The organism is Natronobeatus ordinarius (assembly GCF_024362485.1).
GTDB lineage: Archaea > Halobacteriota > Halobacteria > Halobacteriales > Natrialbaceae > Natronobeatus > Natronobeatus ordinarius.
This window is the reverse complement of the sequence record NZ_CP101456.1, coordinates 1,811,068-1,826,703: the sequence shown is the minus strand read 5'-3', so window position 1 is coordinate 1,826,703 and position 15,636 is coordinate 1,811,068. Positions and strand designations below refer to the sequence as shown.

Annotated in this window: 17 protein-coding genes and 2 tRNA genes; 15 read left to right on the top strand and 4 right to left on the bottom strand. The window is 64.9% G+C overall.

Features of this window, described 5'->3' with window-relative positions; genetic code table 11:
- Window positions 1-717: 717 nt before the first annotated feature.
- The 3 genes from NMQ09_RS09465 to NMQ09_RS09455 are packed head-to-tail and all read right to left on the bottom strand — an operon-like array spanning window position 718 to window position 4,153.
- The gene (locus tag NMQ09_RS09465; RefSeq protein WP_255194338.1) at window positions 718-1,263 is read right to left on the bottom strand and encodes a DUF7519 family protein; all 546 of its coding nucleotides are present in this window, start codon (window positions 1,261-1,263) and stop codon (window positions 718-720) included.
- Window positions 1,260-3,203 (bottom strand): DUF58 domain-containing protein, encoded by a 1,944-nt coding sequence (locus tag NMQ09_RS09460; RefSeq protein ID WP_255194337.1) that lies wholly within the window; start codon window positions 3,201-3,203, stop codon window positions 1,260-1,262. The genes NMQ09_RS09465 and NMQ09_RS09460 overlap by 4 nt, the downstream gene beginning before the upstream one ends.
- The gene (locus NMQ09_RS09455) at window positions 3,200-4,153 is read right to left on the bottom strand and encodes a DUF4129 domain-containing protein (protein WP_255194336.1); all 954 of its coding nucleotides are present in this window, start codon (window positions 4,151-4,153) and stop codon (window positions 3,200-3,202) included. The genes NMQ09_RS09460 and NMQ09_RS09455 overlap by 4 nt, the downstream gene beginning before the upstream one ends.
- Before the next feature lie 189 nt (window positions 4,154-4,342).
- Between NMQ09_RS09455 and NMQ09_RS09450 the strand changes: the two genes are divergently transcribed.
- The 13 genes from NMQ09_RS09450 (at window position 4,343) to rpsB (ending at window position 10,587) form a co-directional block, all read left to right on the top strand.
- Window positions 4,343-4,426 (top strand) — tRNA-Ser (locus NMQ09_RS09450).
- Window positions 4,427-4,499: 73 nt separating this feature from the next.
- Window positions 4,500-4,994, top strand: coding sequence for a 30S ribosomal protein S13 (locus NMQ09_RS09445; RefSeq protein WP_255194335.1), 495 nt, complete (start codon window positions 4,500-4,502; stop codon window positions 4,992-4,994).
- Window positions 4,994-5,515: a 30S ribosomal protein S4 gene (locus tag NMQ09_RS09440; protein WP_255194334.1), complete on the top strand. Its 522-nt coding sequence runs from the start codon at window positions 4,994-4,996 to the stop codon at window positions 5,513-5,515. The genes NMQ09_RS09445 and NMQ09_RS09440 overlap by 1 nt, the downstream gene beginning before the upstream one ends.
- Before the next feature lies 1 nt (window position 5,516).
- Window positions 5,517-5,900, top strand: a complete 384-nt coding sequence (locus NMQ09_RS09435; protein WP_255194333.1) for a 30S ribosomal protein S11 — start codon at window positions 5,517-5,519, stop codon at window positions 5,898-5,900.
- Window positions 5,901-5,903: 3 nt separating this feature from the next.
- The gene (locus NMQ09_RS09430) at window positions 5,904-6,653 is read left to right on the top strand and encodes a DNA-directed RNA polymerase subunit D (protein ID WP_255194332.1); all 750 of its coding nucleotides are present in this window, start codon (window positions 5,904-5,906) and stop codon (window positions 6,651-6,653) included.
- Between the two features lie 119 nt (window positions 6,654-6,772).
- A tRNA-Leu gene (locus tag NMQ09_RS09425) sits at window positions 6,773-6,857 on the top strand.
- 186 nt (window positions 6,858-7,043) lie between these two features.
- Entirely contained in the window at window positions 7,044-7,397 is a 354-nt protein-coding gene (locus NMQ09_RS09420) for a 50S ribosomal protein L18e (protein WP_255194331.1), read from the top strand.
- Window positions 7,394-7,831: a 50S ribosomal protein L13 gene (locus NMQ09_RS09415; protein WP_255194330.1), complete on the top strand. Its 438-nt coding sequence runs from the start codon at window positions 7,394-7,396 to the stop codon at window positions 7,829-7,831. Before NMQ09_RS09420 ends, NMQ09_RS09415 begins: the two co-directional genes overlap by 4 nt.
- Complete coding sequence (locus tag NMQ09_RS09410; protein WP_255194329.1) at window positions 7,825-8,223, top strand: 30S ribosomal protein S9; 399 nt, start codon at window positions 7,825-7,827, stop codon at window positions 8,221-8,223. Before NMQ09_RS09415 ends, NMQ09_RS09410 begins: the two co-directional genes overlap by 7 nt.
- A gap of 12 nt (window positions 8,224-8,235) precedes the next feature.
- Complete coding sequence (locus NMQ09_RS09405) at window positions 8,236-8,430, top strand: DNA-directed RNA polymerase subunit N (RefSeq protein WP_255194328.1); 195 nt, start codon at window positions 8,236-8,238, stop codon at window positions 8,428-8,430.
- Entirely contained in the window at window positions 8,430-8,609 is a 180-nt protein-coding gene (locus NMQ09_RS09400) for a DNA-directed RNA polymerase subunit K (RefSeq protein WP_255194327.1), read from the top strand. Before NMQ09_RS09405 ends, NMQ09_RS09400 begins: the two co-directional genes overlap by 1 nt.
- The gene (gene eno / locus NMQ09_RS09395; protein WP_255194326.1) at window positions 8,606-9,811 is read left to right on the top strand and encodes a phosphopyruvate hydratase; all 1,206 of its coding nucleotides are present in this window, start codon (window positions 8,606-8,608) and stop codon (window positions 9,809-9,811) included. Before NMQ09_RS09400 ends, eno begins: the two co-directional genes overlap by 4 nt.
- Entirely contained in the window at window positions 9,808-10,587 is a 780-nt protein-coding gene (rpsB, locus tag NMQ09_RS09390) for a 30S ribosomal protein S2 (protein ID WP_255194325.1), read from the top strand. The genes eno and rpsB overlap by 4 nt, the downstream gene beginning before the upstream one ends.
- A 749-nt stretch (window positions 10,588-11,336) precedes the next feature.
- On the opposite strand, the gene NMQ09_RS09385 is transcribed toward rpsB, so the two are convergent.
- On the bottom strand, window positions 11,337-12,137 hold the full coding sequence (locus tag NMQ09_RS09385) for an IclR family transcriptional regulator (RefSeq protein ID WP_255194324.1): 801 nt from the start codon (window positions 12,135-12,137) through the stop codon (window positions 11,337-11,339).
- Between the two features lie 341 nt (window positions 12,138-12,478).
- Here NMQ09_RS09385 and NMQ09_RS09380 point away from each other — a divergent pair, with 341 nt between their 5' ends.
- Together NMQ09_RS09380 and NMQ09_RS09375 are read left to right on the top strand one after the other, a co-directional pair.
- Window positions 12,479-13,729 carry a Zn-dependent hydrolase gene (locus NMQ09_RS09380; RefSeq protein WP_255194323.1) on the top strand — a complete coding sequence of 417 codons (1,251 nt, stop codon included), beginning with the start codon at window positions 12,479-12,481 and terminating at the stop codon, window positions 13,727-13,729.
- A gap of 194 nt (window positions 13,730-13,923) precedes the next feature.
- Entirely contained in the window at window positions 13,924-15,528 is a 1,605-nt protein-coding gene (locus NMQ09_RS09375) for an ABC transporter substrate-binding protein (protein WP_255194322.1), read from the top strand.
- The last annotated feature ends 108 nt before the right edge of the window (window positions 15,529-15,636 follow it).

Sequence of the window (15,636 nt, the reverse complement as noted above, 5' to 3'; positions counted from 1 at the left end):
ACCCACATAAAATTATGGATCTACCATTATAATGATTGATGAGTCTCGAACAGAGCACAGCTACTCACTCGTGAACCGCCTCGGGGTCAAGCCCCGAGGCACTCGGCCTGCTCCACCTGTAGAACTACCATAGTGCATTACCAACATCGGCTAGTTATATTTCCAGACGATAATAGCCTCGGACACTATCTTTCTACAAGGAGAGAATCCCGTCGTTTACGACGTCCTCAGAACGCTTTGCGTTCTGATGGGCATCGCAAACCTTCGGTTTGCTCAACGGGAGTGAATCCGACAACGCCGACACAATCACCGTTCAGCAGCAACACGGATATTTAAGTCCAATCGAAACATGGCATGACAGACACCGAGGCGGTCACACCGCCCACTCAAATGCACAATATCGGGACTCCGAGAGCCAGCACGCTCGAGACACCCTCTCGAACCGTTGTGGTGTCTCGGTCACCAAGATAACTCCGAGTCCCTTGCCGGGATAGGAGTAACGCCGGTGTGACCCCGCCTTCGGCCTGTCATGCCGACAGGTCGTAAACCAACAACTATCCCAACCCAGCGGTGCGGTGCCGTGGGAAGCCTCACCGTTTACGGCGAGGAGGAGGTCACGCAGGCTGCTGTACGTATTCCAGCGCAACCGTGAACCAGCTGCTGTTGCGCCGGTCACTGGGCGCAGCAATCCGTACAGCTGCCGCCTTACCGCCGTCCCTACCGGCGGTTCTGTGGACCGATCCAGCCCCGACGGCTCGCCCCGAGCCCGAGCGTGACGAGCAACGTCGCGACCAGCAGCAGGGCAACCGCGCTCGCCGGTTGTCCATCGGCCGCGAAGACGTAGATCGCATAGCCGAGCGTGGCAGCCGAGAGGCCGACGAGGAGACTCGAGCCAGCGTGGACGGCCTCGAGTCGGCGGGTGTCGGCCTCCCGTCCGAGCTGCTCGCCGAGGTCGATCGCGTTTCCGCCGAGGTCCCAGGCGAACACCGTCGCGACGGTCGCGAGCAGCGTGCGTTCGACCGATCCACCCTGGATGCCCCCGGCGACGACACCGAGAAAGAGGGCGAGACAGCCGAGGTCGACGGCGGTCCTGGATCCACGAGAAGCGCCGACGGCGAAGACGAGCGTCCCGACGAGACCGATCGCGACCGCAGTACTGGAGACGGCGGTCCCGACGACGACGGCGACGAGCGCGGCCATCGCTGCGAGAGCGCCGCTCACGACCGTCGGTCGGCGCGTCGGGTCGACGACGTGGTCGGTCACGGTGCATCACCCGCGTTCGCTCGAGCGAGCGCCTCATCGAGGGACCGATCGGCCGACCAGTCGACGACCGGGATTCCGGCTCGCTCAAGGTCGAACCGCCGGATTCGACGGGCGATGCGGGCGAGCCCCTGGCCCGCCGTCCGATCGGCCGTGGGATCGGGGCTGACGACGGTGACGGCGTGGCCGCGGGCGTCGAGTCGCCGTGCGACGTCAACCGCCCCCCGGTTGCACAGCGGCGTGAGCAAGACGACCTGCGTCCCGGACGACAACCGCCGTCGAATCGTCCGGAGCTGCGTAAGCCACGCCGTCTCTCGCTCCGGCGGGGACGTTGAACACTGCGGGTGCGTCGCCAGGAGCTCCCGAACCTGTGCCCGATGGTGGCTGCCCGATCCAGGCGCGAGCCAGCACGGGTCTGCCGTCTCCTCGCCGCGGCCCGTCGGCCCGAGCGCCGCGAGGCCGACCGAATCGCCGCGATCGAGCAGCGACGCCGCGATTCGCCCGGCCGCATCGACGGACCGATCGACGGCGTGTTCGGCCGCCGGCTCCGGGGCGAGGTACGCCGTCGCTCGAGCGTCGACGAGCACGAGCACGCGGGCCGCCCGCTCCTCGTGGAACTCGAGGGTCGCGAGGTCGCCGGTACGGGCGCGGCGGTTCCAGTCGATTCGATTCAACGGGTCGTTTCGTCGGTACTCTCGGACGGAGTGAAACTCGGTTCCGGAGCCGCCCTCGGTGACCCGGAGCCGCCCGGCGAACGTCGCTGCGGTGGATCGGAGCCGAACCGGGACGGCCGTCGGTCGCATCGACGGTTCGCAGACGATCCTCGTTGGCTGAGTAACGAGTGTTTCGCGCTCGCGCGACCGAGACAGTCCCCTCGTCACGAGGAGTGCCGGGTCGAACCGGTGGTTTCCGCGCCGGGCTTCGACCGTGTACTCGAGTCGAACGCGGTCGCCGGGGCGGAGAGCGGTTCCGAGTCGAGCCGTGCCGTCGGTCACGGCGATGCCGGGTGGGACGCCGTCGACGACTCGCAGGTCGGGAACCGGCAGCTCGCCATCGTTGGTGATCGTCAGCGTGACCTCGACGTCGTCTCCCGGGTCGGGCGTCTCGTCGCTCACCGTTCGCTCGAGGGAGACGTCGGGCCGTGGCGCGTCGAACGCTCGCGCGAATCCGGCGTAGCCGACGCCGACGACGCCGGCGAGGACGACGGCGGCTGACTCTGCGAGGGCACCGACGCCGATGGCGACGAGGGCGACCACGCCGATGCCGGCCCAGTAGCCGGTCGAACGGGGTGTCCGTTCGAGTCGGTCGTCGACGGACCTCGTCGTCGTTCTCGTGGCGACCGGCTCGTCAGTCGGCTCGTCGTCCCGACGTGGTTCGGGGGGCCGTTCGGCGTCGGGAGTCCCGAGGGCCGTGATGGCGGCGACGGATCGACGAATCCCTCGACGGGAGGCGGATTCGCCGGTCCAGATCGCCGCGATCCGTCGACGAAGCGGCAGGGCCGGCTCCTCGAGCGTCGGGGAGAGGGTCGCCGCGGCGACGGGGTCTGTCGTCCACGTCCCGTCGTCGACGCGTCGCTGGGCTTCCTCGGCGCTGAGTCCTTCGAATCGCGTCAGGACGGCAACGGCTGCGCCGCGAAGTCCGAGGACGATGCGGCGACTGGTGACGGCAAAGCCGAGGTCGTACGGCCGAAACTCGTCGACGACGTCCAGCAGGTCGGTCCCCGGCACGGGAACGCGCGTTCGCCGTTCGGGCTCGGGCGTTTCGGCTCGATTCCAGCCGTCGCGTCGTCTCGAGAGCGCCCCGATCGAGGCGAGCAGCGCCAGGAAGGCGACGACGACGATCGCCCCGTCGGTCGCCGAGACCGCGAGGAGTCCGCCGAGGATCGCGACCGCGGCGACGAACGCGAGAACGCCGCCGAAGAGGAACAGCCCATTGCGGGTCACGGTTGCTCGCCACCTCGTCTCCAGTCGGCTGCCGCTCGCTCGTCGTCGTCGCCCGTCGCGCGCCCGTTTCCGTCGGCGTACGTCGCCTCGATCGTCCGGAGGATCGAGATCGCCCGTGCTTCCACCTCGAGCGTCGTCTCCCGGTGGCCGTATCTGACGGCTTCGAACAGCCGGGTGAGTTCGTCGACGTGCTCGCGTTCCATCCCCGCCTCGACGGCTGCCGCGGCAAATTCGCCGGGCGTGCTCGTCTCCGGCCGATCGACCTCGAGGTGGCGGGTCATCTCGCGCCAGGCGCGGTAGACTTCGTTGTCGACGTCGTCGGAAGCGGCGATTCGGTCGGCAGCGCGGCCAGCAGCCGTGGCGATCCCGGCCGCGTCTTCCGGCCCCGACTCGAGTTCGCGATCGACGTCGACGCTCGTCTCTGCGTCGGATCGGCTCACGAGGAGCGCACCGGCAAAGATCGTCGTCACGACGAGGAGGAGTACCAGGACCGAGCTGAACGGAATCGAACCCGTCTCACCGTCGCTCGAGCCCCCACCAGGCAGGGTGGCGTTCTCGGCGGGTTCCGATGCGGTCACGTTCGCCATCTCGCCCGGATCGAACCACTGGACGAGAGTCAGTAAGACGATCACGGCGGCGAGCACCGCGCACACCGCGACGAGCGTTTTGACGAGCTCTCGCCGGTGGGCGATCAGATACCAGGCCAGCGCGAGTGCGAGCAACGTTACGACGACGAGAAGCAGGTACTCGAGGAACGGTGGGACGCCGTCGCCCGCGGCCGCCGACTCCGCCGGTGGCGGTGTGTAGACGGGAGCGTCGCCGGAGCCGACCGAGCCATCACCCGGACCGCCTGGTTCGATCGTCGAGGTGATGGTGGCTGCTGCGAGGGCAACGGCGACGATCCCCACCAGCGCAGCGGCGAACCGAGCGAGTGAGCGAGTCCGTGACACCGTGTTGGTCCGACTAATCGGTCGACGATAATAAGTTACGACGGTCTGACACCGGGAGCGATCCGGCCACTCGTCGGCGATCACCGGCTGAGGATTTCGTTGCGCTTAAGTATCCCACCCGGGTAGGTTCTGTTGCGATACGTGTAGGGGATCCGTCCCCGAGTCCAGATGGGCGACGATAGACACGGTGTCGTGGTAGCCAAGTAGGCCCAAGGCGCATGGTTGCTAACCATGTGGCGTCAAGCCTCCGGGGTTCGAATCCCCGCCACGACGTCGGAATACGCAGGCCGGCCACGTTGGGGCCGGCGTTTCACACCGCGCGTATACCAGCACATAGACACGACACATGAGCGAGGAAGAACAACGACAGGAGGACGACGACCTTCGATACTTCGTCCGGATCGGGCAAACCGACCTCGACGGGACGAAGTCCGTCGAGCGGTCGCTCTCGGAGCTGAACGGGATCGGTCGACGAACCGCCCGGATCATCGCCGAGGAGGCCGACGTCGACCGAACGGCGACGTTCGGTGCCCTCGACGAAGAGGTAATCGACGAGGTCGTCGAGCTCGTAGAGAACTACGCCGACGAAGTCCCCGAGTGGCTCGCCAATCGCCAGCGGGACTTCTACAGCGGTGAAACGACCCACGAGATCGGTAACGATCTCCAGTTGACCCGTCAGCACGACCTCAACCGGATGAAGATGATCAACTCCTACAAGGGAGTCCGTCACAAGCGTGGCCAGAAGGTCCGCGGACAGCGAACCAAGTCGACGGGCCGGACCGAGGGGACCATCGGGGTCAACGTCGAAGAGATCAAAGAAGAAGCCGAGGGTGGTGAATAATGGCGCTCGGAAGCAATACCAAACAGTACGAGACGCCGAATCACCCGTTCCAGGGCGAGCGAATCGCCACCGAGCACTCGCTGCTCGACCGCTACGGCCTGAAGAACAAAGAGGAGCTCTGGCGCGCACAGTCCGAGCTTCGTTCGTACCGGCGTGAGTCCCGCGACCTGCTCGCCCAGCCACAGGACGACGAGGTCGTCGCCCGTCGGCGCGAGGAGTTCCTCGGCCGACTCAAGCGCGTCGGCGTCCTGAACGAGGAAGGCGGCCTCGGCGACGTCCTCGGCCTCGAAGTCGAGGACGTCCTCGAGCGGCGACTCCAGACGGTCGCCTACCGCAAGGGACTGGCGAACACGCCTCAGCAGGCCCGCCAGTTCATCACGCACGGACACGTGGTCGTCGGCGATCGACGCCACCGCATTCCGTCGTACGTCGTCGACGTCGACGAGGAAGACCTCGTCGCGTTCGACGAGAACAGTCCGCTCGCGGACGAACTCCACCCGGAACGTGCGGAGGGTCAGTAACATGGCAGACGAAAAATGGGGCATCGCCCACGTGCACGCATCGTTCAACAACACCGTCATGACCGTGACCGACCTCACGGGCGCGGAGACGATCGCGAAGTCCTCCGGCGGGACCGCGGTCAAGCAGAACCGCGACGAGGCGTCGCCGTACGCGGCCATGCAGATGGCCGAGTCCGTCGCCGAGGAGGTCAAAGCAGCCGGCATCACGGGTCTGCACGTCCGCGTGCGCGGCCCCGGCGGCAATCTCCAGAAGTCCCCCGGACCCGGCGCGCAGGCGACGATCCGCGCGCTCGCCCGGTCGGGCATCGAGATCGGTCGCATCGAGGACGTCACGCCGATCCCACACGACGGATCGCGTCCCCCCAAAGGCAAGGGCGGCTACTAGACCATGAGCCAGGAGTACGACGTCGAGTTCGTCGAACGCGGGGATCGCAAGGCCCGGTTTCTCATTCGCGGGGTCACCCCCGCGTTCGCCAACGGCATTCGCCGGGCGATGGTCGCGGACGTGCCGACGATGGCCATCGACACCGTTCGGTTCGTCGAGAACTCGTCGGTCATGTTCGACGAACAACTCGCGCTCAGACTGGGGCTCGTCCCGCTGACGACGCCCCCCGAAGGTGAGTTCCGGGAGGACGACGTCGTTACCCTCTCGATCGACGTCGAGGGCCCGGGAACCGCCTACTCCGGCGACCTCGTCTCGAGCGACGACCTCGTCCAGCCGGCCGAGGAGAACGTTCCGATCATCGAGCTCAAAGACGGCCAGCGCCTCGAGGCCGAGGCCGACGCGGTCATAGAGCGCGGCAAGGAACACGCCAAACACCAAGGTGGCGTCGCCGTCGGCTACCGTCACCTCCAGCGCGTGACGGTCGGCGACGATCTGCCGGAGTTCGAGGAACAACCGCCCCAGATCGTCCGCGGCGTGATCGAAGAAGACGGCGACCTCGTTCCGACGAGTGAGTTCGGCCACGACCTCGCCACGCGGTACCCCGGCAAGGAAGTCCGCGTCGAGGACGTCCCGAACGCCTTCGTCTTCCACGTCGAGACCGACGGCTCGTTCACGGTCGAGGAACTGGTCCTGCGCGCGGTCGACTCGCTCGAGCAGCGCGCAGCCGAACTCGAAGAAGCAGTACAGTTGTAAACCGATGTTCCGACGCCCCACACCCCGTGCGACGTCCGCCGGTGCCGCGAGCGACGAGGCCGGCCGCGTCGAGGAAATCGAAAGGGGTTTTAGGGGGCGACGGGTAGACAGAAGTGCGAGCAGGGATAGCCAAGTCTGGCCAACGGCGCAGCGTTCAGGGCGCTGTCTCGTAGGAGTCCGCAGGTTCAAATCCTGCTCCCTGCATTTTTCGGCTCGACCGAACGGGAGAGCCGTGAAAATGGAACGTGCAGATTTGAGCCACGGGAGTCGCAGCGGCCGAGCACTTGCGAGGCCGACCGTCTCCCGACGGTTCAAATCCTGCTCCCTGCATCACTTCTGTGCCGACTGCCACCCAGGCAGTCTGCGCTCTCGAATACGTAGTAGACACCAATGAGTAGCAAAACGAATCCGAGGCTCAACGATCTCATCGCCGAGCTGAAGTCGACCTCGCGCGAGATGGACGCAACCGTCTGGCGCGACGTCGCTGATCGCCTCGAGAAGCCCCGAGCGAGTCACGCCGAAGTGAACCTCGGGCGGATCGAACGATACGCACGCGAAGACGAGACGGTGGTCGTCCCCGGCAAGGTGCTGGGGTCGGGCGCCCTCCAGAAGAACGTCACCGTCGCCGCCGTCGACTTTTCGGCGTCGGCGGAGACGAAGATCGATCAGGTCGGCGAGACAGTACCGCTCGAGCAACTGCTCGAAGAGAATCCAGACGGAACGAACGTGCGGGTGATCGCATGAGTATCGCAGAGTTCGACGCCGACGTCGTCGTCGACGCCCGCGACTGCATCCTGGGTCGCGTCGCGAGCCAGGTCGCCCAGCGCGCCCTCGAGGGCGAGCGGGTGGCGGTCGTGAACGCCGAAGACGCCGTGATCACGGGCGATAAGAACGACATCCTCGAGACGTACCGCACGCGCGCACAGCTCGGTTCGGACCGGGGACCGTACTACCCCAAGCGGCCGGATACGATCTTCAAGCGCGCCATCCGTGGGATGTTGCCGTACAAGAAACAGCGCGGCCGCGAGGCGTTCGAGAACGTCCGCGTCTACGTCGGAAATCCCTACGACGGCGAGGCGGAGATCCTCCCGGACACGTCGCTGGACCGACTCTCGAACATCCGCTTCGTGCACCTCCACGAAGTGAGCGAACAACTCGGTGCTAACGTCACATGGTAACGAACACGAGTGGCAAGAAGAAGACGGCCGTCGCTCGCGCAACGGTGCGCGACGGCGAGGGCCGCGTGCGAATCAACTCCCAGCCGATCGAGCTAGTCGAACCCGAGATGTCGCGGCTGAAGATGCTCGAGCCGTTCCGCATCGCCGGCGACGAGCTCCGCGACGGGATCGACATCGACGTTCGGGTCGAAGGTGGTGGCATCAGTGGGCAAGCCGACGCCGTGCGAACGGCCATCGCCCGCGGCATCGTCCAGCACATGAACGACGCCGAGCTCCGCGATGCGTACATGGAGTTCGACCGCTCGCTGCTGGTCAACGACGTTCGCCAGTCCGAACCCAAAAAGTGGGGTGGACCCGGTGCCCGGGCCCGCTACCAGAAGTCCTACCGGTGAGGTGAGCAGGACATGATGGTACCGGTCCGGTGTTTCACGTGCGGCAACGTCGTGAGCGAACACTGGGAGGAGTTCGAGAACCGAACGCGAGAGGGCGAAGAGGACCCCCAGCAGGTCCTCGACGAACTCGGCGTCGAGCGCTACTGCTGTCGCCGAATGCTCGTCTCACACGTCGATCTCGTCGACGTCGTCTCACCGTACCAGTAATGCAACAGAAACGTTACAACCGATACGAGAAGGCACGCATCCTCGGGGCGAGAGCGCTGCAGGTGTCCTACGGCGCGCCAGTGTTGATCGACACGGACCAGTCCGAGCCGATCCTGATCGCCGCCGAAGAGTACGACGCCGGGGCGTTGCCCTTTACCGTCAAACGAGGGTCGAAATGACGCTCATCACCGACGTTCGACTCCGCCAGGTGCTCGACTCGCGTGGGAACCCGACGGTCGAAGCCGACGTGCTCACCGAGAGCGGCGGATTCGGCCGTGCAGCGGCTCCCTCCGGCGCGAGCACCGGCGAGTACGAGGCGATCGAACGGCCACCGAACGAGGCGATCGCCGCAGCTCGCGACCACGCCGTCCCACGACTCGTCGGTGAGGCCTACGCGGGCAACCAGCGCGAGGTCGACGCATTCCTGCGCGCTGCCGACGGCACCGACGACTTCTCCGAGATCGGCGCCAACAGCGCGGTCGCCATCTCGATGGCCGCCGCGAAAGCCGGCGCCGACGTGCTCGGCGCGCCGCTGTTCCAGCACCTCGGCGGGACGTTCCGCGGCGAGAACTTCCCGATCCCACTCGGCAACGTCGTGGGCGGCGGCGAACACGCTGCCGACGCGACGGACATCCAGGAGTTCCTCGTCGCACCCGTCGGCGCACCGAACGTCGCCGACGCCGTCTTCGCCAACGCGGCCGTCCACGGGGAGGTGGCAGCCCTGCTCGAGGAGCGCGGCGTTCCCTCGGGCAAGGGCGACGAAGGCGCCTGGGCGCCGTCGATCGACGACGCGGAGGCGTTCGAGATCGTCGAGGAGGCTGTCGAAACGGTCGAAGACGACGTCGGCTTCGAGATCGGCTTCGGACTCGACGTCGCGGCCGCAGAGCTGTACGACGCCGAGGAAGGCGTCTACGAGTACAGCGACACGACGCGGGACGGAGACGAGCAGATCGACTACATCGCCGAGCTCGTAACCGAGTACGACCTCGTCTACGTCGAGGACCCCCTCGACGAGAACGACTACGAGGCGTTCGCCGAACTCACCGACCGCGTCGGTGACCAGACGCTGATCTGTGGCGACGACCTGTTCGTGACGAACACTGAACGGCTCGCTGACGGGATCGAACAGGGTGCGGCCAACAGCATCTTGATCAAGCCCAACCAGATCGGCACGCTCACGGACGCCTTCGACGCGATCGAACTCGCGACCCGGAACGGGTACGAATCGGTCGTCTCCCACCGGTCGGGCGAGACCGAGGACGCGACGATCGCACACCTCGCCGTGGCGACCGACGCCCCGTTCATCAAGACGGGTGCCGTCGGCGGCGAGCGAACCGCAAAGCTCAACGAGCTCATTCGAATCGCAGACGACGCGACATGACAGACGACAACGCACAACAGGAAGGGCTCGACGCTGCCGAGGAGGAGATCGACGAGGAGCCGGCCGAAGGAGCCGGCCCCGCCGCCGAACCCACCGAGGACGTCGAACCCGCAGACGTAGAGGACGCCGAGGCAACCGCCGAGGCCGAAGAAGACGAGGGACCGAGCCTCGACGACGACGTAATGTCTGACGAGGAGGCCGACCTGCTCATCCCCGTCGAGGACTACCTCGGGGCCGGTGTCCACATCGGTACCCAGCAGAAGACCAAGGACATGGAGCGCTTTATCCACCGCGTTCGGACCGACGGCCTCTACGTCCTCGACGTCTCGAAGACCGACCGACGGATCCGGACGGCCGCGGACTTCCTCGCGAACTACGCGCCCGAGCAGATCCTCGTCACCTCGAGCCGCCAGTACGGTCGCTTCCCCGCCGAGAAGTTCGCGGAAGCGGTCGGCGCTCGAGCGCGCACCGGTCGATTCATCCCCGGTACCCTCACGAACCCCAAGTACGCCGGCTACATCGAACCCGACGTGGTCGTCGTCACGGACCCGATCGGCGACGCCCAGGCCGTCAAGGAGGCCATCACCGTGGGCATCCCGGTCATCGCGATGTGTGACTCGAACAACCAGACCAGCAACGTCGACCTCGTCGTCCCGACGAACAACAAGGGTCGCAAGGCCCTCTCGGTCGTCTACTGGCTGCTCGCCAACGAGACCCTCGACCGCCGCGGCGCCGAACCGGCGTACGCGCTCGAGGACTTCGAGAGCCTGGTCTGATTCGGACCTGAATTCGAACGGTTTCGATTCTCATCGGCGTGGCGGTATCGATTCGACGAACCTGGGACACCTCTCGAGTCGAGGCTATCGATGTCGGTCCCACCGAGGACGTCGGCTCGAGTCGCCCCGTCTGCAGCCGCGGGAGGCCGCCGCATCGTCAGACGCGTGCTCCGATGGACGTCAGCGTCGCGTCCATACTTCGAACGGGGTGCACACGACGGGGAAGGTATGACGGCGTACTGGGCTTCGGAACCACAATCACCTGATTTAATATATGTATACCACATACTAGTTAGGTGCCAGACGATTATGCCAGCACACGACCGCTTCGAGGTGTACTGGTGCGTACGGGCGCAGTAAGGACACCTAGTGCTTGAAGAGCGACGTTCGATGAGGTGATGGCGAGAAATAGCTCGTAGCCCCCCCATACGCGGGCAAGGGTGCCTCTTCCGGTAAATATACAATCGTAGTAAGATGGATTAATTAGTAATCATGGACCTGAGTATTGGGAGCACATATAAGATGATGTACTATTAGATGCGCGGTGTGCTAGTTCGTTGACGTCGGGTGCGGCGACACACAGTACCGGGAACAACTCGAGTCGGTACCCGTCGACGATCGTTCTCCAAATGCGAACGCGGAAGAGTGTTGGATATAGCCGCCACCGTTTACCTGTCGGCCGCTTTTGTGAAACCGACAGCCAGAAATTACAATCGTACCTCTGTAACGTTACGCGATCGGGGCGTCTGTCACAACGTTCGACTGGCCGACGACATGTTGATGTTCGCCTCGATTACGTTCGCGCTGCGCATGACTAGGTCCGGGAGCGTGTCGGTAAACAGCTCGCCGTCGATCCGGCCCGTTGGTCCCGAGACGCTGATCGCACCGAGGACGACACCGTCCTCGTCTCTGACCGGCGCACCGATCGCTCTGATCCCCTTGACTTCCTCTTCGTCGTTGATCGCGTACCCTCGTTCACGGATGTCCTCGAGTTCGGCGAACAGCGCGTCGGAATTGGTGATCGTCCGCTCGGTGTTCCGACCGAGCCCATAGCGGTCGACGATGGCTTCCACCCGCCGTTCCGGCAGGTGCGCGAGGACTGCCTTTCCCGTCGCGGTAAAGTGAAGGTAGTCCGCCCGTTGTTGTTTCAGTGTGTGGTACTCGTCGCCGACGGCGTTCTCGCCGGCGGCTTTGTAGATGTTGCGTTCCAGTCCGTGTTGTTCACACATCAGGTGAGCGTACTCCCCGCTCTCTTCTGCGAGCCGGTCGACCTGTTGCTTCCCGTGTTCGTACAGGGGATGGTTGTGGCGGACGGACTTTCCCAGGTACAGAAACTGCAGACTGAGTCGGTACGTGTCGCCCGATTTCACCACGAGCTGTTTCTCACGAAGCGTCGAAAGGTAGGTGTACATCGAACTCTTCGACGTCCCAAGGTAGTCGGCGAGTTCGGTCACACCCGCCCCGTCGAGCTCCTCGAGGGCGTCGATCACGTCGCACGCTCGAGCGACCGTTTCGAGCGTTCGCGGTGACCGGGTTTCGGACTCGTCCATGCCCACGACTCGTCGTGAGAGTGTATAGGTGTTCTCATATCACAAACACGGACGGTGGCGAGCCCATTCTCAACTGGTCGAACACATCGTCGATTACGCCAGCGATTCGCTGCTCACCATCGCTGGACCACAATTTTCGCCACGAATACTACTCGATCGTCCCAAAACCGGCGTTCGCATATCGATAACGGCTGGCCCGTCTTCGGCATCGCGGACAATGACCGTCGAGCGACCGTATCGACAGCGTGACGATGGCCAAGCGCCGCGTCATCTCACAGACACGTACGGCCGCACGAACGCAAACACTTAACATACCCCTCACAGAACTCGGTGCGAAGAGCATGACAGTCTCTGAGAGACGACTTCGGGAGGACATCGAAGCCAACGCTCGCTTCGGCGCGTTATCCGACGTGGACGGCCACGGTCGAACCGTCCTTGCGGGGACGGAACCGAACGGCCGAGCACGCGACCGACTCGTCACCCGACTGACCGAGGTGGGACTCGAGGTGACCGTCGACGCCGTCGGGAACGTGGTCGGTCGGTGGATTCCCGACGGTGCCGATCCGTCCGCCCCGGCAGTGGCGACGGGAAGCCACCTCGACTCCGTCCCGTCGGGCGGGATTTTCGACGGTCCGCTCGGCGTCTACGGCGGTCTCGAGGCAGTGCGAGCGCTTCAGGAAGCGGATCGCGACCTTCGACGTCCCATCGAAGTCGTCTGTTTCACCGAGGAGGAAGGCCAGCGGTTCGGCAACGGATTACTCGGTTCCTCGGTCGCCACCGGCCGACGCTCAGTCTCGGATGCGCTGGCGCTCGAGGACGACGACGGAGCAACACTCGAGGAAGCGCTCGAGCACATCGGGTTTCGTGGCGAGGGTCGCCTCGACGCATCCGAGTGGGAGGCGTGGCTGGAGTTACACCCCGAACAGGGGACGATCCTCGAGCGTCGAGGAGCTCCCGCCGGAATCGTCTCGACGATCACCGGGATCACCCACTGTTACCTCGAGGTCGTCGGCGACGCCGATCACGCCGGGTCGACGCCGATGGACGATCGAACCGACGCGCTCGCGGCGGCGAGCGAGATCGTCCTCGACCTCGAGTCGGCGGCGGATCGAGTCACGGCGGAGGAGTCGCCATCGGCGGTCGGAACCGTCGGCAAGGCGGTCGTGTCGCCGAACGCGACGAACGTCATCCCGGGCGCTGTGCGACTCGGGGTCGACATTCGAGACGTGGCGGTGTCGTCGATGGAGACGCTCGTCGCCGAGCTGGAAGCGAGTGCCGATCGGGTCGAACGAGAGCGGACCGTGGACGTAACGATCACCCGACCGTACGACATCTCGCCCGAGTCGATGGCCGAGCGCTGCCAGTCGGCACTCGCGTCGGCGGGTGAGTCGCTCGGCGTCGAAACGATCTCGATGCACTCTGGGGCAGCCCACGACACGATGAACGTCGCGAGAGTGACCGACGCGGGGCTGCTGTTCGCCCCCTCACGCGACGGCATCTCTCACAATCCACGAGAGTGGACCGACTGGGCAGACTGTACAGCGGCGACGAACGTTCTCGCCGACGCCCTCGGACGACTGGCGGCCGAGTGAGTGGCCGACCTCGAGGGAGGGACGACCGTCGCGGAGCGTGACAGCGTTCGTGGCCGTGTAACTGGTCACCCAACTGCGTTCTCGGTGGCGAACTCGGACGCCGATCGATCTGGCTGAACCCCTGGCGTTCTTGTCGTCCGGCAAACACCTATACAAAAATTTATAACTACTCATTTTAATTGGCGTACGTAGGCATGGTACGCCATCACAGAAACGAAGAGGGGAGAGTATCCTCGAGCGGTCCGACCCGTCGACACGTCATCAGCGCAGCCGCAGCGGGGGTTCCGCTCGCGCTGGCTGGCTGTCTCGGGAACGGCGACGATGAGGCCGACGACGGCGCCAGCACGGGTCCGACGGGAGAACCCGGCTACGGCGGCGAACTCCGCTGGGGCGGGAGCGTCCCCGTCCAGAATCTCGATCCGCACTTCGAGAGCGCCGCCGCCAGCGCACGAGTTCTCGAGAACATCACCCAGGGGCTCGTCAGGGTAAACTGGGACTACGATCTGGAAGGGTTGCTCGCGGAGTCCTGGGAGAGTTCCGAGGACAACATGGAGATCACCTTCTCGCTACGGGAGGGGGTGCAGTTCCACGACGGATCTGCGTTCACGTCCGAAGACGTCCTCGCATCGTACACGCGTATCCAGGAGCGAGAGGGACTCGCCGCTGATTACCTCTCGCTGGTCGAGTCGATGGAGGCGCCCGAGGAGTACACGTTCGAACTCGAGTTGTCCGAGCCGTTCGCGCCCTTGCTCTTCCGGATGGCGACGTCGCACATGCACATCGTTCCCGCCCACCAGGCCGAGGAGGCCTCGATCGACGTGCCGATCGGGACCGGGCCGTTCGAGTTCGAGAGCCGCGAGATCGACGCCGAGTTCGTCATGGCCCGGTTCGACGACTACTGGGACGACGAGTATCCGTACCTCGACCGGGTGACGAAGACGGAGATTCCGGACAACGACGTCCGACTCGACCGGTTCCAGGCCGGAGAGGTCGACTTCATCAACGACGTTCCGCCGCGACACGCCGATGGACTGAAAGACGAACCCGGCGTCGACTTCATCGAACGCTTCCCGCAGTCGCTCGTCTACCTCGGGCTGAACTGTGACGAGGAACCATTCGACAACCGCGACGCCAGAATCGCCCTCGAGTACACCATCGACAGGGAAGAGGTCGTCGAGGCGGCACTGTACGGAAACGGTATGGTCGCCAACAGCCCCGCCACGCCCGGAAGCGACTGGGAACATCCGAGCCTCGAGGCGCGTCGGCAGGACTTCGAGAAGGCCCAGGAGCACCTCGAGGCGGCGGGCTATCCGGACGGCTACGAGGCGACGTTCCAGATCCCCGAGCAGTACAACGATCAGGTGACCGCCGCGCAGGTCATCCAGTCGTCGGCCTCGGAGGTCGGCATCGACCTCGACATCCAGCTCATCACCTGGAGTAACTGGCTGAGCGACGTCTGGGAGGAACGGAACTTCCAGGCGACGACCAGTTCGTACCTGGCGCTGTGGTACCCCGACGCGGGCTTCCACCGGCCGCTGCATCCCGAGGGTGCGTTCTTCTTCACCGGCTGGGACGACGACGAGTACAACGCGCTCGTCGACGATGCCAGACAGCTGTACGACATGGATGAACGGGCACCGCTCTACCACGAAGCCGCCGAGATGCTCAAAGAGAAGCGGTCGGGTCACATCATGCTGTACTGGCTGCCGACGCTAATGGCTCGGAACGAAAACTACCAGGGGGAGGTCATGTCTCCCGACGGATCGACGTTCAGATTCGAGGACACCTGGCTGGAGTGACGTCACCGATGAGCCGACAGATCGACGTAACGTCGTCCATCGAACGACTGGGAAGGGTGTCGTCACCATCGAGCCGACTGGTTGAAGTACCTACACAAACGAGACAAA